This is a genomic window from Candidatus Pacearchaeota archaeon (genome assembly GCA_038874355.1).
Lineage (GTDB): Archaea > Nanobdellota > Nanobdellia > Pacearchaeales > GW2011-AR1 > JAVZCO01.
Map to the genome: position 1 here is coordinate 43539 of JAVZCO010000001.1, position 23168 is coordinate 66706.

Here is a 23168-nt window from a genome sequence, read left to right on the forward strand (position 1 = left end):
TTTTTTAATTATTTAAAATGATATTTTCATTATTTATTCACTAAAAATTTGTGCTTGAAATTTATAAAGTTCAAAACCTTTTTGTTGCCACGTTCCTTTTGGCAAACCCGCTTTATCACATAAAGCTTCTAAAAATTCTATCTTGTTTAGGTTTAATTCTTTTGCAACTTGCGGCAGCAGTAATGCACTTCGTGTTAAATATTTGCACATTAATCCGTCCTTTCCTATAACTATTTCTTTTAAACTATTAACTTTAGTCGGTTTTGTTAGAATAGATATTTCTATTTTGATTTTATCTAACTCGTCTTTTGTTACAGGTAGAAACCTAGGATCATTAAAAGCTGCTTCTTTTGCAGCTTCATAAACATTTTTATAGAGATAATTTGTAGCGTAAGGAAAACCTATACATCCTCTTAACTTTCCATTCTTTTTTAACGTTACAAAAATCCCTCTAAATTCCCGAAAAAGTTTATTTTTTTCTATTTCTAATAGAAGAGTAGGTTTGTTTATATTCAATTCTTCTTCTATTGCTTGTCGTGCTAGTTGTAATAATTTTTTTTGTTCTTCTAAATTGTATATCTTTTCTTCCATCTCATTTTATTGATTTTTTAAATTCATCTAATACCTTATCTAAATCTTTTTCTATTTTCTCTTTCGCATCTAATAAAGCTTTTTTGGCACTTTTATTAGAAGTTTTTATCTTCAAAATAGGATTTTTTGTTGGATGTTCTTTTCTCCATGCAACAAAATCTACATTATCGTCTTTTGCCAAATAAACTCTTAGAATTTCCGCAATTGTTGTATTGTCTAATTCCAATTCAATTTCATTTTTTTCTTCCTTTAAATAATTAACTTTCATCTTAAATTTTAGAGAATTAACACATTTTTAAATATAACGATTATTATAAATTTAGTAAATTATCTTCTAAAATATCTACAGGTACTTTTTCATCTTAAATATTTTTATATTATTTATAAGATTATTATTTCTGTTCTTCTTTAATTGTTGTTTTCAATTTTTTCGTAGGTATTTCTTTTTTTGAATTTCTTTTTTATCCTTGAAAAAAAGCTTTCTCTCTTTTTTTTCGGTTCTATTTCTTTTGAACTTTCTTCAAGAATTTCTTTTTTTAGATCTAATATCTCCTTATCTTCTTCTTTTTCTTCCTTTTTCTTTTTTTCTTTTAACTCTTTATTTCTTCTCCAGATTATATCATTAATTTCCTTTAAGCTTAAATCTTTTTCTGATTTCTTTATTAAATCATGCTTTGTTTTTTCTTTCATTTCTTTTTCTAATGATTCTTCTCTTTTTATACTATTTTCTTTTTCTATTATTTCTTTCATTTTTTTCATTTTTTGTAAATCTCCTATTGTCAAGTTTTTTATTTTATCTTTATCTAATTTCAAGATATAAGAACCTTTTGGAATTTCTTTCTTTATTTCTATAGTTGGAGAAAAACTAATTTCTTCTTCAGAATAACTCCATTCTTCTCTTATCATCAGAGGCTTTTTTTCCATATAGATTTCTTTTTTGCTATCTATTCTTTCTATTTCTTCTTTTTTTTCTCCTGTCCAATATTTTTTTGAGGTTATTTCTTCATAATTTTTAGGTTTTCTTAATTTTTCTAAAGTGATTTCTTTACTAATAAAATTTTCTGCTTTTTTTTCTATTGGTTTTCCTTGCAATTTAGCCATCCTTACTAATCTCTCATAAACTGTATATGGTTTTTCACTTTCTTTTATTTGATTTTCATTTGGCCTTTTTACAACAGGTAAATTTTCTCTTTTAGAACATATATAACAACATTTTATTATCTCTTTTCCATAAATAACATCTAAAAATTCTTCATCTTTTTTTCCACAAAAATAACATTCTTTCATTTTAAAAAATAATAAATTACATATTTAAATATTATTATTTTTTTATATTTAAAATTTATCCTTTTTCTTTAATTCATTTTGTACTACTTCTTCCAATTCTTGTAAATTAATCATCTCAGTTACTTTTATTTTTTCGTTTATAAGTATAGTTGGTAGCTCTGTTATATTATATCTATCGAGCAGAATATCTACACTTGTTAAATTATTATCACCTGCAATAGGAATTAAGATTATCTTATCACCATATTTTTGTTTTAATTCTTCTAATAGTTTAGAATAAACATTTTGTTTTGCTCTTTGATCAACAGACGGATTATTATAGTCATATAAATAAACTATGTTTATGTAGCTAGAATTACATTTTTCTTTTATTCTTGCACTATTTAACCAAAATAATGTTCTTAAAAAATCAAATTTCCTATGTTCTAATTTAATAATATCTGAAATTTTACTAGATTGTTCATATTTTGAAAGTAATTTTGCATCTTCATATATTTTATCTAAAAAGAAAATATTTTTTTCTTCATAAAAATTACAGTTATCTATTTCAAAATAGTTAAGTAATTGGGATTGAAGATTTATATCATTCATATTTATTTCTGAAATTAAATATAACTTATAAGCAGAAGTATTTCTAATATTTTCTATAGTAAAACCAATAAAAATTCCAATTAAAAAAACCATAATTGCAAATAAGAAAGCATATAAAAAAACTATTTTTTCATTTTTTACCATTTTATATCTTTTTTTATTATTTTATAAAATGAAACAAGTAAAACTGTTGGATATATTGATAGATATAAACATAAGTAGATAAGAAGGTTAAAAAAGCTTTTCTTTATACCAGGATTAATAACCCTTAAACCTATTAGAGTGAAATATAGGCCTAAAAGAAAAACAATAATTCCAAAAAAGTTTAGAACAGTAACTGTTATGTAAATATCATTCATAGTTAATATAGGTACAGAAGAAACTTTACTTAAATAAGTTATTTTATAAATTAATATTAACTTTCTAATCAACAAATAAAAAAAAACACTTAATCCGAACAAACCTAAAAACATAGATATACTAAACAAAGGAATAATAAAATATCCTAAACTCCCTCTTTTAAGAAGATATCCTTTATATTTAATTAAAGTCTGAATTCCTCCAATATCCCATCTTATTCTTTGTCTCCACCATCTTTTCATATTATTTGGGACAATTGTATATGTTCCTGCTGCCAAACACATCTTAATTTTGTATCCATTTTTTATAAGTCTCCAAGTTATTTCTACATCTTCTGTTATATTTTTTGTGTCAAATCCCCCTACTTTAATTAGAGCAGATTTTCTATACATACTTAAAGCACCTGGAGTTACCCAAATTCCATCTACAAATTCTAATAGCTTTCTAGAAAATGCTATCATAGCATATTCTGCAGCTTGTAATCTCTCTAATAATTTCTCTTTATTTTTTACTAAAATTCTTCCTGTTACACTTGCCACTTTTTTATCATCAAAAAGACCTACCATTTTTCTTATAGCATCTTCACAGATGTAACTATCAGCATCTAATATTAACACTAATTCTCCTTTCGCTATTTTTATTGCTTGATTTAAAGAATCTGCTTTTCCAGAATTTTTTTTATCTAAAAGTTTAACTAATTTTTCTTTTTTTATAATATTCTCTACTATTTTTTTTGTATTGTCTGTTGAACCATCGTTAATTACTATAATTTCTTTTATATTATCATAATCGGATTTTAATACATGCTTAAGTGTTTCTTCTATAGAATCTTCTTCATTATAAGCTGGTATTAAAACAGAAACACTATATCTTTTGTTAGATTTCGGATAAAAAAACATTTTTTCTTTGTTCCTAATATAAAGGATTATAAAAAAAAAGAAAAAATATAAAGAGATAAACATATAGGTTAAGTATATTTTTGGTAAAATTTCCATTTTATTATTCCTTTTTTATTTCTTTAATTTCTCTAATCTCTCCTTCTCCAACATCGTTAGGATTTATTGAAAAATAATTATAAAATTCTTCATTTAAACTTAATTCTAATGTATGGCCTAATTTTTTTGATTTTATTAAATTTAATTGCAAAAATTTTTTTATATGATCATATGCTTTATTTCCTCTTATTTTTACTACTACACTTTGCTTTATTGGTTGTTTATATGCTATTAAAGCTAAAGTTGCTTGCTCAGCTTTACTAAATTCAGAACTTCCTGAAACAAGTTTTTCTGTTATTTTTTGGTATTCCTGCTTAACATCCATCTTCCATAAATCATTTCTCTGTAAAATAATTATTGCTCTATCCTCTTTTTCATATTCTTCTTTTAATTTCGCCAAAAGAATCTTTAAAAGAATTGGATTAATATTCGTTAACATAACTAATTCTTGAATACTTAACCATCTGGCTGAAACAAACAAAGCTGCTTCTAATTTCCTTAAATACTCTTTTTCTCTAATTTCATCAATTTCTATTTTTCCTTTTTCAATTTCTTTCTTTGCTTCTTCTTTTGTTGATTCTTCTTTTTCTTTTTTCTTTTCTTCCATTTTTATTATTTTTATTGTATATCGAATCTTAAAATAGCTCCATAACCTTTAGTTAGATTATAAAATTGTTCTCCTTCTTCTGTTTCTGTTGATATTATTTCAATTTTAGCGGATATAGATTCTGCTTTTTTTTGCATTTCTATTATTTCTTCTTTTTTTAATTTTTTACTTAATAGTAAAGTGTCTACAGCTCCATAATTAATTGCTTTATATATATTTTCTTTTCCATAAATAGCTTTTTTTCCTTTTCCTATCATTTCAAAAAAAGATTCTACCAATTTTTTTTCTTTTGTTATCTCTTGTTCTGCAATAACATCTTTACTTGATTCTACTAATAATTCTATTCCATGTTCATCAGCATAACCTAAATCTTTAACAGCAATTATCTTTTCTTTTAAGGAAGTGATTAACTGGCCTTCTTTTAAAAAATCTTCCTTAGTTGGAATAGGGCCACCGATCATAATTCCTTTTAAATTAGGTATGTTGAGATAAAGCTCTTTCATTGTATCTGCTATTCTTCTAAAAAATTCTTTTGCTAAACCTTCTGTTATTCTATGAAATCTTTGAGCAGATTGGCCGCCTGCTCTTATCTTACTTGGAACACCAGAGGTTATCTTTCTTAATATTTTTATTTGTTTTCCTTCTAATAAACCAAAAGTTGCTTCTTTTCTATCTAGAACAACTAAACCATAAACCTCTTTTGCTTCTAACATTTCTTTTAATGGCTGGATAACAAATTCTTTATCACACCTATACAATCTTACTTTTAATGGCTGTGGAGGTTCTATAGCCCATAGTTTAATATTATTTTGACCTTCTGTTTCAGAAATATTCCCACAATAAATAGCTAATCCATTATCGGGTGTTTTTTTATATAATTTTAATTCTCTTATTATACTTTCTAATGCATCTATAACATTTTTCCTTGTTGTTTTACTTTTTATATTATCTGCTGTAGATTTTTCTGCTTCTAATTGATCTGCAACAATATGTATATTTGCTCCTGCTGGTATCAAAACAGAAATAAGTTCTGTATGTCTTCCTTTAATTTTATTTAATTCTTCTAAGATTGATTCAAGTTCGTATAAAGATATTGACATGTTTTGAAATAGTTAATTATATTTATAAATTTAGTTAAAGAAATTCTACCTTGAATTTTCCTTCTTTTATTTCTTTAGCATTAACTACTGCTTTAAAATCATTAAAACAATTTTCAATTAATTTTTTGTCTTCTTTTGGTAAAGTTAAGATAATTTCTGCTTTTACAGATTTCTTAGCTAAACTTTTTTCTTGCCTTATTTTACTTATAATTTCCAATATTTTATCAAAATTTTCTTCATCATTTTTATTACCTTTTATTTTTATTTTTTTAGGCCATTTAGTTATATGTATTGATTTTTCTTTTTCATATTTTTTAAAATATTTTTGATAAATATATTCTGTAACAAATGGTGTTATAGGAGCCATTATTTTTATTATTGTTAATAATCCATTATATAAAGAAAAATAAGCGGATTCTTTTTCATGTTTTGTCCCATTATAAATTCTATATTTAACTATTTCTAAATAATTATCACAAAAAACTCTCCAAAAAAAATTTTCTGTTAATAATTTTACTTGAGAATAACTATAATTTTCAAAATTTTTTGTTGTTTTTTCTATTAACAAATTTAATTTGTTTAGGAATAATCTATCTATATAATTTAATTCTTTTGGTTTTTTTATATATTTTAGATTCATAAAAACAAATTTGCTTGCATTTATTATTTTTTTAATAAATTTCATTCCTGCAACTAAATCTTTTTCTTGATATTCTACATCTTCCCCTAATTTAGAAGAAGCCGCCCAAAATCTTAAAGCATCTGCACAATATTTTTTTAAAACATCTTCAGGTTCAACAATATTTCCTTTACTTTTAGACATTTTCTCTCTTCCTAATGTAACAAAACCAGATATAATTACATCTCTAAATGGTTTTTTATTATAATGCAGATGACTTTTTACAACTGTATTAAAAAGCCAAAAAGTTATTATTTCTGATGCCTGTGGCCTTAAAGACATTGGAAATAATTTATCTTCTATTTCTTTTGGCATTTTTTCTACTGCTAATCTAGGAGTTAAAGAAGATGTAAACCATGTATCTAAAACATCTTTTTCTGGTTCAAAATCAGAAGAATTACATTTAATACATCTCTTTTTCGGTTTTGATTTTAATGGATCTACAGGTAAATCTTTTTCTTCTGCTAAAATAATTTCATTACAATTTTTACAATACCATATAGGAAAAGGAACACCAAAAAATCTTTGTCTTGATATAAGCCAGTCCCATTGCAAACCTTTTATCCAATTAATATATCTATTAATCATAAAGTCGGGATACCATTTTAATTCTTTTCCCCATTTTATCATTTCATTTTTCAAATCAAGATACTTGACAAACCATTGTTTTGTTTTAATAAATTCTATCTCTGTTCCGCATCTTTCATGAACCTTAACTTCATGTTCTATTGGTCTTTGTTCTACCAACAAGTTTTCTTTTTTTAAATCTTCTAAAATTTTTTCTCTTGCTTCTTTTATTGTCATTCCAGAATATCTCCCACATATATTAGACATTCTTCCATCTTTTTTTATTGCTTCTTTTATTTCTAAATTATAGGCTTTTTGCCATTCCATATCTGTTTGATCACCAAAAGTACAACACATTACTATTCCTGTTCCTTTTTCAATTTCAGCTCTCTTATCTTCTAGAATAGGAACTTCAAAATTGAATAAAGGAACTTTTGCTTTTTTTCCTTTTAGATGTTTATATCTTTTGTCTTGTGGATTATAAAATACTGCAACACAAGCCGGTAATAATTCTGGTCTTGTGGTATCTATTGCAACATCTTCATTTTCTACTTTAAATAGTATTCTATTAAAATAAGTTTTGACTTTTTTATCTTGGCATTCTACCTGAGAAATCCCTGTTTCACAAACAGGACACCACATAGAAGGAGCATCTCTTCTGTAAACTCTTCCTTTTTTATAAAGATCAATAAAACTCCATTGAGATATTCTTCTAGAATTATCATCTATAGTAGAATAGATTATATTCCAATCACAACTTATTCCTATTCTTTTCCAATCTTGAATGTACAAAGGTATTAATTTATTTTTTAATGTATCTAAACATAATTTTATGAAATCTTCTCTTGAAATATCTTTTGCTCTTATATTATACATTTTTTCTATTAATCTTTCTGTTGGTAATCCATTATCATCTGTTCCAAAAGGATAAAATATCTCATAACCATTCATTCTTTTATATCTAACAATAAAATCTTGTTGAGAATAAGAAAATGCATGGCCCATATGCATCCTTCCAGAAACTGTAGGTGGGGGTGTATCTATAGAAAATATAGGTTTTTTTGTTTTTTTATTGAATTTAAAAATATTATTTTCTTCCCAAAATTTTAATATATTTTGTTCTTCTTTTGTTGAATTATATTCTTCCTCAATTTTCATATTTATTATAAAGTATAATTATTTTTAAATCTTCTTTTAGTTAAATTTATAAATAAAAGGAATATTTTATTTAAAATGTCAGATAGAATTAATCTTCCTATAGGAACTGGTGGCTTATTAAGATATGACGAAGATTATCCTTCTAAAGTAGTCTTAACTCCAGCTCATGTTATCTTCTTCATCTTAGGAATAATAGGGATATGGATTTTTCTCAAGATATTCTTAAAATAAACTTTTTATTATTTTAAAATTATATTTATTTTTGAAATTAATTACTTAAAAGGTAAAATATATTAAGTTATAATTCTTATTTTTATTATGAATGAGGATAAAGAAAAATTTCTTATTAGCTTAGATAATGCTAAAAAATATTTACAAACAGTAGATCATTTAGTTTATGTAACCTTTCCTTTAATTAAAGAACAAAGATTACTATTAAAAGCATTAGAAGAATTACAAAATGCTTTAATAAATATAATAAATTCTATTTTACAATATGAAGCTTATAACAAAAAAATAATTATATCTAAAAATGCTGAAGAAAATTTTAATATATTCAAAAAAATAGCCCCAACTTATAGTATAAGTTTAAATCAGTTAGAAAAAATAATAGAAATATTAAAAATAACTGAAAAACATAAAAAGAGTCCTTTTGAATTTATAAAGGATGGTAAAATAGTCATAATGGGAGATAATTTTGAAACAGAAATCTTATCTATAGAAAAAATAAAAGAATATATAATAGAAACAAAAGATTTTTTAAGAAAAGTAAGAACAAAAATTAACTCCTAATTAAGAGAAAGATATAAATATAAGTTAATATTAAAAATTTTTACTTAAAAAAAGTTAAGATGGAGAAAATATTACAAGAAAAAATTTCAGCAGATCATCTGTTTTATGTTAGCTTGAAGTATACAAAAACAACAGATGTAATTTTGAATTTATTAGAAAAGTGGAAAAATATTATAGAAATCTCATTAGAAAAATTATTAGAAAAAGCTAAAAAAAAGAATATAATAAAAAATATTCCTCATGTTCCTAAAATGAAAATAGATGTTTGTAAGAAAATTTTTAAAAAAAATACAAACATTATAGAAGCAATAAATCTATTAGAATTTCTAAAAAAGATTCCGGTTATAGAAAAAATTAGAGAAAATGAATTTAGAAAAAATGTTGCGGTTAAGATTTTACATAAAGGTGAATGGATAACAATTGATATAGAAAAATTGGAAGAATATAATGAAATAATAGAAAGATTTATAAGAGAAGTCAAACAATTTTTATAACATGGGAAAAATTTATGCTATTGTATCTGGTAAAGGTGGAACAGGAAAAACAACAACAACAATAAATTTAGGAGCTGCTTTAACAAAATTCAAAAGTGATGTTATAATAGTTGATGCTAATTTAACAACACCAAATCTATCTTTATATTTAGGCGCTCCTGTTGTTCCAATTTCTTTACCACATGTATTACAAAAAAAAGCAAGAATAGAAGATGCTATATATGAACATCATTCTGGAATGAAAATTGTTCCTTCTTCTTTATCATTAAAAGATCTAAAAAAAATTAATTATCATTTATTAAAAGATACTATGGAAAGTTTAAAAAAAATATCAGATCATGTAATCTTAGATTCTGCTGCTGGATTAGGAGAAGAATCAATTAAACCGATAGAAGTAAGCGATGGTGTTATTGTTGTAGTAAACCCAAATATATTATCTGTAACAGATGCTTTAAAAACAATCAAAATAGCAAAAGATCTAGACAAAGAAGTTTTAGGAGCAATAGTTACAAGAGTTACTTATGATGATTCTGAAATGAGTATTAAAAGCATACAAGAGATGTTAGAAGTTCCAATATTAGGAATAATACCTGAAGACAAATCAGTTCATAAATCTTTAGCAAAAAGAAATGCTGTTATACATACTCACCCAAGAAGTAAAGCTTCAAAATCCTATATAGATGTTGCTGCAAAATTATTAGGAAAAAGGAGAAAAAAGAAATTTTTTGAAAGATTTTTAGAAAGATTAGGTTTAAAAAAATAATTAATTTTTATTATAGGAAGAAATAAATATATCTTTATTGAGAAAATTTTTATTAAACCAATTATAACAAATTTTTTAATCTTCTATTTTCTTCTTATAGTTTAAATTTAGGATCGTTCCAAAAAACTTTTTAAAAATCCAAACTTAATCTTATTTTTATTTTCATACAAATTAACTAACCCTACTTCCTAACTCTATATCTTTTTCTGGAATAATTAAAACTACCTTATTATTTTCTTCTTCAACTACTGCTAGTAACATTCCTTCGCTTTTAATTCCTCTTATTATTTTTGGTTCTAAATTTGTAAAAAGAATTATCTTTTTATTTTTTAGTTCCTCTTTTTTATAATATTTTTTTATACCAGCACATATTATTCTTTTTCCTAATTCTTTTCCTAAATCAACCTCAATTTTATATAAATTATCTGTTCCTTCTATATCTTCTATATTAATTATTTTTCCAACTCTTAAATCTAATTTTTGCCATTCAGAAAATTTTATATTTTCCATTTTAATTTTATATTTTCTTAAATAAAATTTCTGCTTTTTTAATTTTATTTATCTTTAATGGTTCGTTTATTTGATTTAAATTTTTTATTTCAAAATTGAAAATTTTAGAAATTTTTTCGCTTGTTTCTGGAATAAAGGGCCATAATAATATAGAAACAGATTTTATGCTATCTGCTAACTCGTATAAAATCTTCTTATCTTTAGTTTCCCATGGTTTTTTCTTTTGAACATATTCATTACAAACATCTATAAATTCAAAAATTAAATTTAATGCCTTATCTAATTCATAATTTTCTATATTTCTTTCAATTTCATTTAATTTCAACTCCTTGATTATTTTATTTTCTGTCTTTTCTAATCCATATTTTTCAGCTAATGCAGAAACTCTAGAAACTAAATTTCCTAATTTATTTGCTAATTCATTATTATTTCTTTCTATTAATTTTTTTTCTGAAAAATCTCCATCTTCTCCTAAAACAAAATTCCTTGCGATGTAATATCTTATTGTATCACATCCGTACTTTTCTACAAGAATTTTAGGAGAGATTACATTTCCTAAACTTTTACTAATCTTTTGCCCATTAAATGTTAAAAAACCATGAATAAAAACAGTTTTTGGTAATTTTTCTTTTGCTGCCATTAACATTGCTGGCCAAATAACAGTATGAAACCATCCATTATCTTTTCCTAATAAATGGACATCTGCTGGCCAATATTTTTTATTATTTTTTACAGCACTTAAATAATTTAATAAAGCATCAAACCAAACATATACGACATGTTCTTTATCAAAAGGAAACTCTATTCCCCATTTAAAATTTTTTCTTGTAATACTTAAATCCTTTAGTCCCTCTTTTACTCTATTTATTATTTCATTTCTTCTTTCTTTTGGTAAAATAAAAGTAGAATTTTTTTCGTATAAATCTAAAAGTTTTTTTCTATATTTACCTAATTTAAAAAAATATGTTTCTTCTTTTAATATTTCTATTTTTTTATTTGGATGTAATGAACATTTTCCATTAATCAAATCTTTTTCTGTTTTGTATTCTTCACATCCTACACAATAATAACCTTCATAAAAATCTTTGTAAATATCTTCTTTTATTTTTTTTATAAAATCTTTAACAAACTCTTCATGATCTTTATCTGTCGTTCTTATAAATCTGTTATATTCTATATTTAATAATTCCCAGCTTTCTTTAAATTTATTAGACATCACATCAACAAATTCTTTTTCTTCTTTTTTATTTTCTTTTGCACTTAATGATATTTTTTGTCCGTGTTCATCTGTTCCTGTTAAGAAAAATACATCATATCCTTTCAGTTTGTAGTATCTCGCCAGAATATCTGCAATTATTTTTTGGTATGCATGACCTATATGAGGATTTGCGTTAACATAATCTATTGCAGTTGTAATATAAAACTTATTTTTCATTTTTTATTTTTTTATTTTTTACTTTCTTTTAATTTATAATTTTTTTTATAAAAAATATTTTTTGTCATACAAACTATCCATTTCCAATGTAAAATAAAATGAATAATTACTAAAATAAAGAATATTATAACGCTATAGTTATGAAAATTCAACAATACTCTTTTTTTAATTCCTAAAAATATTTTATGATCTCCATAATTCATTCCACAAGAAAAAAAGAAAAAAATAACTAAAGCAGTTATGAATGTAATTATAAAAAAAATACCCATTAAAAAATCAATTATATAATTTAATTTAATTTTTTCCATTTTAATATTTAATAGAATATATTTTTTAAATTTAATTGTATTTTAATCAAAGATTTTTTAAAAATTTAGTTTTATTTTTTATAATAAAGAAATTTTCTTGTATTAAATATTAAAAATTATGTTTCATTAGTAATTTTTATTTTTTCTTTTGCTTTTCTTTTATTGAAATTTTTTAAGATTTTTTTCCTTCTTTTTGTAGTATAAAATTTCCACCTTCAATTTTTATCGCTTTTCCTTCAATTAAAGAAGATGATATTTTCTTTCTTGCAGAAAGTAATAATCTTGATAAAGTTGGTTGAGATATTCTCATTTTATTTGCTGCTTCTTTTTGTTCAATTCCTTCATAATCTACTAATCTTATCGCTTCTATCTCGTCAAAAGTTAATACAACTTCTTCTAAATTTCTTAATGGAATTCCTCTTGGCTTAAAATAAGTTATTTGTGTTTTAAAGAAGATTCTTCTACATTTTCTTGGTCTGACCATATCGAATTAATATTAATATTATATATAAATATAACTAAAATAAAAGATAAAAAATAATTCATTTAGATATTTCCTTCAATCTCTTTTCTATTTCCTTCATATCTTCTTTTAATATTTCTAATTCTCTCTCAAGGAATTGCTTTTCTTGTTCTTTTGTCATTTTAATTGGATAATTAGTAATTGGAATTATTTGCTGCATCCTTCTTGCCCTAAAAGATCTTCTTCCAAAACCTCTTCGAAACCCTAACCCAAATCTCAAACAAGGAAAATTGTTTATATATCCAGGCATATTAAATCCTGCGCAATAACCCAATCCTCTTCCTGTCATTTTTCCTTCTCCTAATGGTCCTGTTCCATCTCCTCCCGGCATTTTTATTACCTCCTTATATAAATTTATTTATGAATATATATTCATAATAGTTTATAAATCTTTCTATTTTTTATTTACTTTTTTATAAGATTTTAAAATAATAAGAAAGAAATCTTTTTATTTTTAAATTTGTTATTATAAAAAAATTATTCTGATTTATTATTTTGTTTTTTCTTATTTTTTGACTCTTTTAAAAGAATTTTTCTCTCTTCATAAAAAGAAGATTTTCCTTCTCTTTCTGCATATTCTAATATATGTGGATATATAGCAGAAGCTTCTCTTCTATCAAAACCCAAATCCATTATCACTTGTAAATAATCTTCTTCTGCAAGGGTAAAGGAAGGTTTTAAAGCATATACTAAATATTTATTCCTTTCTAATCTTTTTTCTTCTATTATACCTTTCAATATTTTTCCATATTGTGGATATTTTTTAGAAAATTCTTCTATTCCTTCTTTCATTGTTCTAGCTCTTCTTTCCTCTGTTAATTCTTCTATCTTTGCAATAATTCTTTCTCCTATCTCTTCTTTTTTTTCAATTAAATCTGCTATATTTTTTGCAGTTTTATTTAATCTTCTCATACCCTTTTCTCCTAAATTTTTTATAGTCCTGTATAATATATCAGAAGCTATCATCCATCTTACATATTTTTCAATTTCTGTTCTTTTTGCCATTTTTATTTAAAAGATTAGATATATATAAAAATTATTGTATTACAAAAATTATTTAGAAAAATTTAAAAGTTATTGAATTAACTTTCCCTTTGCTTCTTTTCTCTTACACAAACTTTATAATATTCTAAAAATTTTATTTTTATAAGCAGCCTTAGTTTATCGGTAGAATCCGAGCTTCCCAAGCTCGTGGGGCGGGTTCAATTCCCGCAGGCTGCATTCATAATTTTATTTAATTCATTTAAGGTTTTTATTTTTGTTATTAAACTTCTAATTTTTGATGCATTTTTTTTATTTTTTGTAAAATTAATTGCTTGAAATTTAATTTGAGAAAATTTTAAATTATATTTTAGTGCTAATTTTAAATAATCATTAAAATTAAATCTTATTTTCTTATTTGTTAATTTTGCAAATATGTTAGGATTTCCTATTGCACTTCTCCCTATCATGATAAAATCAAATTTTTCTAATAAAAAATCTGCGTTTTTTTCATTAACATTTCCAGAATAAATTATAGGTAAATTAAATTTTTCTTTTATTTTTTTAGCAAAATCTATATCCGGATCATCATTAAAAAATTGTTCTTTTGTTCTTGGATGTATTGCTATGGCATCACAATATTTTTCTGCTATTTTTATTATCTTTTCTGTATAAGAAGATTTTCTCAATTTTATTGTTATTGGTTTTTTAGTAGTTGATTTCATAACACTTATAATTTTTTCAATTTTTTTTAAATTATTATGCATAAAAGCTCCTATTTTACATTTTTTTGCTATTTCTGCTGCACAGCCTAAATTAAAATCAAATAAACTTACTTTATTTTCATATTTCTTAATAAAACTAATTATTCCTTTCTCGTTATTAGAAAACAATTGTAAAGCTGGTTTATCATCTAACATTAAATTTTCTTTTGTTAAAGGATTTACCATTCCAGTATAACATAAACTAGCTCCTGCTTTTTTACATAAAATTCTAAAAGCAATATCATTAATTTTTTCCATTGGAGCAAGAAAATAAGGATTTTTTAATTTTAAATTTCCCAATGTAGATACCATTTTAATAACCTCTAAAAGTTAATTTCTAAAACACTTAGCAACTATTAAAGGAAAAACTAAAGTAGCATCAGCAAAAACCTTAATTCTTTTACCTTTAATTTTTCCCCAAGAAACAGCTTCTTCTGTAGAAGCTCCAGAATCGCTTCCGTCATATTCTTGTTCTGTATTGATATATACAGCATAGTCTAATCCGTTTCTTAACATATTTGCATTTAATATAGCATGTTTTATTATTCCGGCACCTAAAATAATTGCACCAGTTTTTTTCTTTCCTATTGTAGTATTATTAAACCATTCTAAATCCTTAACTATGTCTATCTTAAAATCTTTATGATTAAGAGAAAAAAAATAAATGTTATCTCCTATTGCCCCATCTAAAATTGCCGGGCAATAAACTGGAATTTTATTTTTCCATGCATTATAATAAATGCTTTTTTCATCATTAATTTTTTCTCCAACTTTCCATATTAAATCTAAAGGAGTGATTATTTGTTTTTTTCTTTTTTGTTCATCATAAATTTCTTTTAATATTGGCTGAATAAATTTTTCAAATTCTACATATCTATTGTTTGGAGCAAAAATATTTCCTATTCTATTTATTCCTTTTTTTCTTAATTCTTTACCAGAAACCTTAAAATCTCCTAATTTAAAGTCGCCTAAACATTTAATAAAATCTTCTTCTATTCCTCCAGCAGTTGTTACTAAAACATCTATCATTTTATTTTTTGTTAAATAACAAATAATATCTCTTAATCCAGAACTAACTAAATTAGAAGTATAGCCTAAATAAATATAAGAATTATTTTTTCTCATTTCTTTTATAATGTTAATTGCTTTTGCTAGATTAGTTGCTTGGAACCCTATTGTTTCATAAGAATCTAAAATTTTTTCATAATCTATTCCTTTCTTAAAATCATATCCTTTTATAGATTTTCCTCTAACTTCTTTACTCTTTCTAAAAACATATTTTTTTGTTATTTTTAATTTATTATTTAATTTTTTATTTTTCATTTTATATCTTCATAAAGAAAAAGAGTTTTTTAAACTTACTTAATTAATCTAAAAACTCTTTCTATTCCTGCGGGGGTTCTTTCATATAAAATATTTAAATCTATTATTTCTATTTTCTCCCCCCATTGCTGCAAAACTTTTCTATCTCCTAAATAGACACATAGATGGGTTAAATCGTTTTCTTTATAATGAGAATCTTTATACCATAATGATAAAATATCAAAAGGTTTTAAGTAATTTTCGATATATCTTCTATTTCTTTTTGCAAGTTTTATTGTTATTTCTTCTTTTAATTTTTCATCATTTTTTTTGAAAGCTTTTCTATATTCTTCTTTTAATTTTGCTATCTTAGGATCTTTATTAGACCAAAAAAGGTATCCTTTTTCTTCCATACTTTTAACAATATCCCAGGTTCCTCCAGAATTTTTTCCATCTTCTTTAATTAACCCCTTTTCAATACACCAATTTTTACCAAAATAATTTAAAAAAAATTGTTGAACATAACCGGCACAATAATAGATTTTTTTTTCTATTATCCCGCCATTTTTATTTTTCTTTATCTTTATAACAGGTTTTGGTGGAGTTATTTCATTATCTAAATATTTTTTTGATATTTCAAAATATTTTTTTTGTGTTTCTGATAAAATTTCTTCTTCTAATTTAGACATATTAGAATTAGAAAGATTTACATTTTCATAATGAGAAATTTTCATTAAAAATAAAAATAAAAAAGCAAAATTAAAAAGTTTCATATTATAATTTTTAACGGATTTACTTAAAAATATTATTATAATTAAAAATATATTTAATTGAGAAATAATTCTCTTAATAATTTTTTCGCATATTTTCTTGCTTCAATTAAAGGATCTGGAAATTTATGGGGGGGTGTAGTAAATTTTATTGTTAATTTTTCTGCTGCAGATATTGAAATTAAATTTCCCGGTGAAACATAAATTGGGTTTGCTTCTTTTTTTAATTTCAAAACTTTACCAACAATTTTTTTATTTATTATTATATCATTTCCTTTTATTTCTCCAATTAACAAATTATCTGTTATTCCTATTGTAGGAACATTAACAGAAAGAGAAAAATGACTTGCTAAACCCAATCCTCTTTCATGAGCAATTCCAGAAGCTCTAACAAATATTACATCTGGCCTTTCTTCTAACATATTAAAAACTTTTATCATTGAAGGTAATTCTCTATAAGCTCTTAATCCGGGAATATAAGGAAAATTTACTTTTTCAGTAATATATTTTTGTTCTATAATTTCTTTATCTTTCATCAAAACAATTGCAGAAATAATTCTATTTCCTTTAAAAATATTTTCTATTCCGGCATAAATTTCTACTAAATCGAAATTTGTAGAATCTTTTATTTTTATTAATTTAGATAATTTTTTTTGCTCTTCTTTTAATTTTTTTATTTGTTCTTCTGTTATATTAAACTTCTTTAAAATTTTTTTATAATTATCCTTATTTTCCATTAAGTTTTTAAATAACTAAATTTTTTAAAGATTATGTTTAAGAAGAAATGTAGATTTTGTGGAAAAATTATAAGAAAAGGATTTAATTACTGTCCCTTTTGCGGAAATAAAACAGAAGAAAATATAAATGAAGATTATGGTTTTTTAGGAAAAAACGATTCTATAGAATTCCCTAATTTTGGAATTTCTTTTTTAGATAAAATGTTTAATTCCTTAATCAAAGAATTTGAAAGACAATTTATAGAAATAGATAAAGAAATAGCAAAAGAAAAAAATAAAAAGAAAGATATTGAAAATGGAATAAGTATAAGTATATCTACAGAACCTGGAAAATCTCCAAAAATAGAAGTAAGTGATTTATCCGGGAAAAAAAGAATAAAAGAAAAAAATATAAATGTAACCCCTAGAAAAATTCAAGAGATAACAGAAGAAGAAATTAAGAAAATAGCAAAACTTCCTAGACAAGAAGCAGAAACAAAGGTTAGAAGATTAAGTAATCGCATAATTTATGAGATTAATTTACCTGGAGTTAAAAATATAAAAAATGTTTTTATAAACAAATTAGAAAATAGTATAGAAATAAAAGCTTTCTCGAAAGAAAAAGTTTATTTTAAATTAATTCCTGTAAATTTACCTATCATAAACTATACATTAAAAGAAGAAAAATTAATATTAGAACTTGCGGAAAAATAAAAAATTTAAAAAAGAAAGATAAATCTAAAGAATTTAATAGGATTGGTATAAATTTTTTAATCTTAATAAAAAGAAAGAGGAATATTATAATAAATAAAATATTCTTTTTAAAAACTATAAACTTAAATACCCATAATTATCTTTATTATAATGGAAAAAACATGCCAAAAATGTAAAGGAACTGGAGTTATAAAAGAAAAAGACGGAACTATTCATACTTGTTGGGATTGTTTAGGAGAAGGAAAAATGGATCAGCACAGCAAAGATGTTAAAGAATCTGGAATAAAGGTATAAAAATAAAGATTTTTAAATCAGAGAATAAAGTTATCTCTTTATATGAAAAAAAGAAATATAAAAATAAACAAAAAAAAATTAGAAAAAGATAATAAAAAAGAAGAATTAATTAAAAAATCAAAATCTCATTCTTTAAAAGACGCCGCTTTTGTAAATGCTACTGTTGGTTTTGGTGATTCTTATATTTCACCTTACATGATAGAATTAAAAGCAACAAATCAGCAGATTGCTGCTTTAACTTCCATACCAAATTTAATTGCGCCATTAGCTCAGTTGTTTACATCTAAATTAATGAAAAAATATTCTAGAAAAAGAATATTTAGTATAGCTATATTAATTCAGTCTATTTTATGGATCCCTATAATTTTAGTTTCAATTCTATTTTTAAAAGATATAAAATACGCTCCATTACTAGTTATTATTTTTTGGACAGTTTATGCTTCTCTTGGAAATTTGGCTGCTCCTGCCTGGAGTTCTTGGTTAGGGGATTTAATAAAAAAAGAAGAATTTGGAAGATTTTTTGGTTTAAGGAATAAAATTGGAGGAATTATTGCATTAATTTCTATGTTAATTGCTGGTATTATTTTAGATAAATTTAAGTTTTTTTCAGGAATAACAAATAATCAGGCATGGATTTTTTTTGGTTTTTCTATAATTTTTCTTTTTGCAATGATATTTAGGTTAATATCGCGATATTATGTTTTACAACAATATGAACCGGCTTTTAAATTCCAAGAGGAATATTATTTTTCATTTTTTCAATTTGTAAAAAAAGCTCCTTTTAATAATTTTGGAAGATTTTCTATATATATTGCTTTTATTGTATTAGTAACTAATATTTCATCACCTTTTTATTCTATATATATGTTAAGAGTTTTAAATTTTAGTTATTCTAAATTTATTCTAATTAATATATCTGCTACTATTGCAAGCTTTATTTTTATGCCTATATGGGGAAGATTTGCAGATAAGTTCGGAAATATAACTATGTTAAAAATAACAAGTTTTTTAATACCATTAATATGTTTTGCTTGGCTTATTAATCCTAATTTTAGTTGGTTTTTTTATTTTATATTAGTAGCAAATTTTATTTCAGGATTTTCATGGGCTGGATTTAACTTAGCTGCAGGAAATTTTGTTTATGATGCCGCAACACCACAAAGAAGAAGCTTATGTGTTGCTTATACAAGTGTTTTAAATGGCGCTGGCGTATTTATTGGGGCCACTATTGGAGGTTTATTAGCAACACATCTTCCAGAAAAAGTTTTAATTTTTCATAAATTAATGTTTATTTCTTTGATATCTGGTATACTAAGATATGCCTTTGCTTTCCTCTTAGTTTTTAAAATAAAAGAGGTTAGAGAAATAAAACAAAAAGTAAGTTGGAAAGACGTTCCCTTAGTTTCAGAAATTTATAATATTAATAATTTCTTATTAAGAGAATTTCCTTTATTAGTAAAAAAACCATTTAAAAGAATAAAAATATAAAATAAGAAAATTTAAAAATTACTTTTATATTATTAGAATTATATTAATAATAAATATAAGTCCTCGTAGCTCAGCAGGTAGAGCACACGACTGTTAATCGTGGGGTCGGAGGTTCGAGTCCTCCCGGGGACGTTTATTTATTTTTGTAATTTTTATACATCTTTTCTAAGATATTAAAAACATTTCTAAATTGATTATTTCTTAAATTATCTGGAATTTTAAAATTATCTACAATAAGATTAACTAAAATTTCTAGTTCCAAACTTTCCTTTTTAAAATATTCTCTGAAATAAATATAAGATTCTAAACATTCTTGTAAATTTAAAGAACTTATAAAATCAGAGTTATAAAGATATTTTGAAGCTGCTATTTTTATATGCTCATAAGAACCTTCTTTAAGTAAAGCAAAATAAAAAATCTTATCAAATTTCATTTCTAAAAATAAAAAAATAAATTTAATAAAATTTTTATACTCTAGAATAATAATAATTTTAATGAAACTCGATGAAGCAATAGAAAAAAGACATAGCGTAAGAAAATTTACTACTAAGAAACCGAATTGGCGTGACATAATAGAAGCATTAGATGCTGCTAGATTAGCGCCTTCTGCTGGGAATATACAAACTTTAAGATTTATCTTGGTTGATGATAAAGAAAAAATAAAAAAAATAGCAGAAGCTTGCCAACAACAATTTATAGCAGATTCTTATTACGTTGTTGTTTTTTGTTCTGATCCTTCTCAGGCAGTAAGAATGTACGATGAAAGAGCTTTAAGATATGTAAAACAACAAGCAGGAGCAGCTATACAAAATTTTCTTCTAAAAATAACAGAATTGGGTTTAGCAACTTGTTGGGTTGGTGCTTTTGTTGATAATCAAATTAAAGATATTTTACAAATTCCTAAAAACATAGAAGTAGAAGCAGTATTTCCTATAGGATATGAATTAGGTAAATCTGAACAAAGAAAAAAAAGAGAACTTTCAGGAATTCTTTTTTTTAATAGATATGGGAATAAGTATATGAAAGAATGGGTAAAAACAGAAACTTAAATGATCATTTATAAAAATTAAAAAAGAAAGGAAAAAAATGCGCACTTCGTCAGACCCTGAAATTATACAGATTCTTTCAAAATTTTTCTTATCTCGCTCAACCGCGCCTTGTTATCTTTTGCTTTCTAGCGACTTGCTAAAAGCAATTAATATTGAATAAAAAAAGAAAATAAAAAGAATAAGAAAAAGAAAAAGCGCGTCAAAAAAGACGCGCTAAAAAACATAAAATTATTTCCAAACTTCTATTCCAAGTTCGGACATCTCACTTCTCATTTCTGGCTCAGCATATCTTGGCTTTCCTAATACATAAGGACTTTTAACACCTGTCATTATTGTTATAACCCTAACTCTTCCTTGAAATTCTTTGTTGATTCTTGCCCCAATTATAACTTGAGCTTCCTCACTTAGATTATCTGAAACAAGTTTACCAATATTACTAAATTCTTCAAGTTTCAAATCAGGACCACCAGTAACATGAATTAAAGCACCAGTAGCTCCTTTATAATCTACATCCAATAAAGGATGTGATAAAGCTTGTCTTACTGCTTCTTCAACTCTATTTGCTGTATCACTTTCTCCAATTCCTATAACTGCTACATCTCCGTTTTTCATTATTGCTGAGACATCTGCATAATCTAGGTTAATCAATGATGGCAAGGTAATAGTTTCCACTATTCCTTTGATCATTGTACTAACCAGTTCATTTGCAACAGCAAAAGCTTGTTCCATAGGCAAATTCCCAGCAATATCAACTAATCTATTATTATCTATTACAATAACTGTATCTGAAACTTCTCTTAATTCTTGTAAACCAAATTCTGCTTTATCTATTCTTGCTTTTTCACAATCAAATGGCATTGTTACAACTCCTATTGTTACTGCTCCAGCTTCTTTAGCAAGTTGTGCTATTACTGGCGCTGACCCTGTTCCTGTACCACCACCCATACCAGCAATAATAAATACCATATCTGCTCCAGAAACTGCTCTTTTTAAATCTGCAATTGCTTCTTTTGCTGCTTCTCTTCCTTTTTGAGGATAACCACCACAACCTAAACCTCTTGTTAATTCTTTTCCAATTAAAATTTTTTCATCTGCTTTTGTTATTGATAAGTGCAAAGCATCTGTATTAACTCCATAAACAGTTGCCCCATTGATTCCTTTGTTGTAAAGCCAAGTTATTGCATTACATCCTGCACCACCAGCTCCAATAACTTTTATATTTGCTTTTCCTGCTTTAAGTTCGTCAAAATTTATGCTATGCTTTTCTGCATTAGCGATAGCTTCTTTTGCAAAATCTAAAACCATTTTTACCTCCTTTCAGTTTATTTATTCAGAAAAATTCTGAAAAATATTATTTTTCCTCCTTTTTTATTTTAAAAGAATAAAATTTAATTCTTTAAAAACTTTTCTTTTATAAAAAATTATTTTTCTGTAATCTTAAAATAAAAAAAGTTGATTAATTTTCTGAAATATTGTCATGATTTTTAATAAAAATATAATAACTAAATAAACTTTTTAAACAATTTTCGTGATATCTTCTTTCTGTTTTTGTTAGTTCATCAAATTCTTTTATTAAAACATAACTTTCTTTTATCTCTTTTAAACATATATAACAAGCATAACTCTTTCCAGAAGAATTTTTTTCTTTTGATAAAAAAAATTCTCCTCTTAAATATTTAAATATATCCTCTAATATTTTTTCTAGATACTTTTTTCCAATTTCCATTTTAAAATAGCCTCTCTAATTTATTTATTTTCTCCCAAGTTTTTTTAAGTTTTTCATTTGCTTCTTTAATTAAAATTTTTAAATATTTTTCACTAAAAAGAATTTCTCCATTCCCAATTATTGGTAACTCTATTTTTTCTGTACTTCTTAACTCACAAATAAATCTTTTCTTTCCGGCTATCATTCCAGAATTTTTCCAACCACAAAATTTCGCTTTATTAATTAAATTTTTAGCATCCTCTAAAGTTTTACATGCAACAGCTAAAACACAAGGTTCTTGTTTAAAATATATTATTCCTTTTATTTTTTTATTTTTTAATTCATCTAATACCTTGACAAAATAATTATAATCAATTTCTTCGTGTTTTCTAAATAAAAATAAATTCGGTTTCTTTTTCTCTTCTTTTTTAATTAAAACAATTCTACCAGAACAGCTTGAAGTTGTATAATAATTCTCTTGTTTATTTATTTTTTCACATAATTTTTTTATTTTTTTATCTATTTTACCTATACTAGAATTATCTTTCTTTCTTAATTGATTTTTCTTAATTTTTTCCCAGCTCATAAATAAAAATAAAAATAAAACTTTTTATACTTTATTTTT

Annotated in this window: 30 protein-coding genes and 2 tRNA genes; 10 read left to right on the plus strand and 22 right to left on the minus strand. The window is 24.1% G+C overall.

All coding sequences use genetic code 11. The annotated features are described in order from the left end of the window. Positions 1–33: 33 nt before the first annotated feature. The 8 genes from amrA to QW117_00295 all read right to left on the minus strand — a co-directional run bounded on the left by amrA (position 34) and on the right by QW117_00295 (position 7935). On the minus strand, positions 34–591 hold the full coding sequence (gene amrA / locus QW117_00260) for an AmmeMemoRadiSam system protein A (protein ID MEM3405398.1): 558 nt from the start codon (positions 589–591) through the stop codon (positions 34–36). A gap of 1 nt (position 592) precedes the next feature. Beyond that, positions 593–859, minus strand: a complete 267-nt coding sequence (locus QW117_00265; protein MEM3405399.1) for an RpoL/Rpb11 RNA polymerase subunit family protein — start codon at positions 857–859, stop codon at positions 593–595. Positions 860–999: 140 nt separating this feature from the next. After that, a complete protein-coding gene (locus tag QW117_00270; protein MEM3405400.1) occupies positions 1000–1878 on the minus strand; it encodes a hypothetical protein in 879 nt (292 codons plus the stop codon). A 48-nt stretch (positions 1879–1926) separates the two neighbouring features. Next, a complete protein-coding gene (locus QW117_00275) occupies positions 1927–2613 on the minus strand; it encodes a hypothetical protein (GenBank protein ID MEM3405401.1) in 687 nt (228 codons plus the stop codon). Then, positions 2607–3728, minus strand: a complete 1122-nt coding sequence (locus tag QW117_00280) for a glycosyltransferase (GenBank protein ID MEM3405402.1) — start codon at positions 3726–3728, stop codon at positions 2607–2609. Before QW117_00280 ends, QW117_00275 begins: the two co-directional genes overlap by 7 nt. Before the next feature lie 100 nt (positions 3729–3828). After that, a complete protein-coding gene (locus QW117_00285) occupies positions 3829–4431 on the minus strand; it encodes an SMC-Scp complex subunit ScpB (GenBank protein MEM3405403.1) in 603 nt (200 codons plus the stop codon). Between the two features lie 11 nt (positions 4432–4442). Further along, the gene (gene prf1 / locus QW117_00290) at positions 4443–5531 is read right to left on the minus strand and encodes a peptide chain release factor aRF-1 (protein ID MEM3405404.1); all 1089 of its coding nucleotides are present in this window, start codon (positions 5529–5531) and stop codon (positions 4443–4445) included. 34 nt (positions 5532–5565) lie between these two features. Beyond that, positions 5566–7935 carry a valine--tRNA ligase gene (locus QW117_00295; GenBank protein MEM3405405.1) on the minus strand — a complete coding sequence of 790 codons (2370 nt, stop codon included), beginning with the start codon at positions 7933–7935 and terminating at the stop codon, positions 5566–5568. Positions 7936–8010: 75 nt separating this feature from the next. On the opposite strand from QW117_00295, the gene QW117_00300 reads away from it, so the two are divergent. From QW117_00300 to minD, 4 genes are all read left to right on the plus strand, one after another. Continuing rightward, the gene (locus tag QW117_00300) at positions 8011–8166 is read left to right on the plus strand and encodes a hypothetical protein (protein ID MEM3405406.1); all 156 of its coding nucleotides are present in this window, start codon (positions 8011–8013) and stop codon (positions 8164–8166) included. Between the two features lie 87 nt (positions 8167–8253). Then, positions 8254–8727: a hypothetical protein gene (locus tag QW117_00305; protein ID MEM3405407.1), complete on the plus strand. Its 474-nt coding sequence runs from the start codon at positions 8254–8256 to the stop codon at positions 8725–8727. Between the two features lie 59 nt (positions 8728–8786). After that, positions 8787–9221, plus strand: a complete 435-nt coding sequence (locus tag QW117_00310; GenBank protein ID MEM3405408.1) for a hypothetical protein — start codon at positions 8787–8789, stop codon at positions 9219–9221. Between the two features lies 1 nt (position 9222). Continuing rightward, entirely contained in the window at positions 9223–9984 is a 762-nt protein-coding gene (gene minD, locus QW117_00315; GenBank protein MEM3405409.1) for a cell division ATPase MinD, read from the plus strand. 171 nt (positions 9985–10155) lie between these two features. On the opposite strand, the gene QW117_00320 is transcribed toward minD, so the two are convergent. The 6 genes from QW117_00320 to QW117_00345 form a co-directional block, all read right to left on the minus strand. Next, a complete protein-coding gene (locus QW117_00320) occupies positions 10156–10494 on the minus strand; it encodes a hypothetical protein (GenBank protein MEM3405410.1) in 339 nt (112 codons plus the stop codon). Between the two features lie 7 nt (positions 10495–10501). Continuing rightward, entirely contained in the window at positions 10502–11929 is a 1428-nt protein-coding gene (gene metG / locus QW117_00325; GenBank protein ID MEM3405411.1) for a methionine--tRNA ligase, read from the minus strand. A gap of 11 nt (positions 11930–11940) precedes the next feature. Then, positions 11941–12237: a DUF4405 domain-containing protein gene (locus QW117_00330; protein ID MEM3405412.1), complete on the minus strand. Its 297-nt coding sequence runs from the start codon at positions 12235–12237 to the stop codon at positions 11941–11943. A gap of 172 nt (positions 12238–12409) precedes the next feature. Beyond that, complete coding sequence (locus QW117_00335) at positions 12410–12721, minus strand: DUF134 domain-containing protein (protein ID MEM3405413.1); 312 nt, start codon at positions 12719–12721, stop codon at positions 12410–12412. Between the two features lie 58 nt (positions 12722–12779). Next, positions 12780–13091, minus strand: coding sequence for a DUF5320 domain-containing protein (locus QW117_00340; GenBank protein ID MEM3405414.1), 312 nt, complete (start codon positions 13089–13091; stop codon positions 12780–12782). 146 nt (positions 13092–13237) lie between these two features. Continuing rightward, positions 13238–13765, minus strand: a complete 528-nt coding sequence (locus QW117_00345; GenBank protein MEM3405415.1) for a hypothetical protein — start codon at positions 13763–13765, stop codon at positions 13238–13240. A gap of 145 nt (positions 13766–13910) precedes the next feature. On the opposite strand from QW117_00345, the gene QW117_00350 reads away from it, so the two are divergent. Further along, positions 13911–13981, plus strand: a tRNA-Gly gene (locus QW117_00350). Here QW117_00350 and QW117_00355 read toward each other — a convergent pair. Genes QW117_00355 through QW117_00370 form a run of 4 tightly spaced genes read right to left on the minus strand, consistent with a single transcriptional unit; the run spans position 13963 to position 17314 of the window. Next, positions 13963–14817, minus strand: a complete 855-nt coding sequence (locus tag QW117_00355; protein ID MEM3405416.1) for a tRNA-dihydrouridine synthase family protein — start codon at positions 14815–14817, stop codon at positions 13963–13965. The two genes, QW117_00350 and QW117_00355, sit on opposite strands and share 19 nt — an antisense overlap. A gap of 18 nt (positions 14818–14835) precedes the next feature. Continuing rightward, positions 14836–15828: a deoxyhypusine synthase gene (locus QW117_00360; protein ID MEM3405417.1), complete on the minus strand. Its 993-nt coding sequence runs from the start codon at positions 15826–15828 to the stop codon at positions 14836–14838. A 35-nt stretch (positions 15829–15863) separates the two neighbouring features. After that, positions 15864–16580 carry a hypothetical protein gene (locus QW117_00365; protein ID MEM3405418.1) on the minus strand — a complete coding sequence of 239 codons (717 nt, stop codon included), beginning with the start codon at positions 16578–16580 and terminating at the stop codon, positions 15864–15866. 53 nt (positions 16581–16633) lie between these two features. After that, entirely contained in the window at positions 16634–17314 is a 681-nt protein-coding gene (locus QW117_00370) for an endonuclease V (protein MEM3405419.1), read from the minus strand. A 33-nt stretch (positions 17315–17347) separates the two neighbouring features. Here QW117_00370 and QW117_00375 point away from each other — a divergent pair, with 33 nt between their 5' ends. From QW117_00375 to QW117_00390, 4 genes are all read left to right on the plus strand, one after another. Continuing rightward, the gene (locus QW117_00375; protein ID MEM3405420.1) at positions 17348–18007 is read left to right on the plus strand and encodes a hypothetical protein; all 660 of its coding nucleotides are present in this window, start codon (positions 17348–17350) and stop codon (positions 18005–18007) included. A gap of 150 nt (positions 18008–18157) precedes the next feature. After that, positions 18158–18301 (plus strand): hypothetical protein, encoded by a 144-nt coding sequence (locus QW117_00380; GenBank protein ID MEM3405421.1) that lies wholly within the window; start codon positions 18158–18160, stop codon positions 18299–18301. Positions 18302–18343: 42 nt separating this feature from the next. Then, on the plus strand, positions 18344–19789 hold the full coding sequence (locus tag QW117_00385; GenBank protein ID MEM3405422.1) for an MFS transporter: 1446 nt from the start codon (positions 18344–18346) through the stop codon (positions 19787–19789). 59 nt (positions 19790–19848) lie between these two features. Continuing rightward, positions 19849–19921: transfer RNA gene (locus tag QW117_00390), tRNA-Asn, on the plus strand. Between the two features lies 1 nt (position 19922). Here QW117_00390 and QW117_00395 read toward each other — a convergent pair. Beyond that, positions 19923–20222 carry a hypothetical protein gene (locus QW117_00395; GenBank protein MEM3405423.1) on the minus strand — a complete coding sequence of 100 codons (300 nt, stop codon included), beginning with the start codon at positions 20220–20222 and terminating at the stop codon, positions 19923–19925. A 61-nt stretch (positions 20223–20283) separates the two neighbouring features. On the opposite strand from QW117_00395, the gene QW117_00400 reads away from it, so the two are divergent. Further along, positions 20284–20838 (plus strand): nitroreductase family protein, encoded by a 555-nt coding sequence (locus tag QW117_00400; GenBank protein MEM3405424.1) that lies wholly within the window; start codon positions 20284–20286, stop codon positions 20836–20838. Positions 20839–21066: 228 nt separating this feature from the next. Here the strand turns inward: QW117_00400 and ftsZ are convergent, their stop codons facing one another. From ftsZ to QW117_00415, 3 genes are all read right to left on the minus strand, one after another. Further along, entirely contained in the window at positions 21067–22143 is a 1077-nt protein-coding gene (ftsZ, locus tag QW117_00405) for a cell division protein FtsZ (protein ID MEM3405425.1), read from the minus strand. A gap of 151 nt (positions 22144–22294) precedes the next feature. Further along, positions 22295–22564: a hypothetical protein gene (locus QW117_00410; GenBank protein ID MEM3405426.1), complete on the minus strand. Its 270-nt coding sequence runs from the start codon at positions 22562–22564 to the stop codon at positions 22295–22297. Between the two features lies 1 nt (position 22565). Next, positions 22566–23129 (minus strand): tRNA wybutosine-synthesizing 3 family protein, encoded by a 564-nt coding sequence (locus QW117_00415; GenBank protein ID MEM3405427.1) that lies wholly within the window; start codon positions 23127–23129, stop codon positions 22566–22568. Positions 23130–23168: the final 39 nt, after the last annotated feature.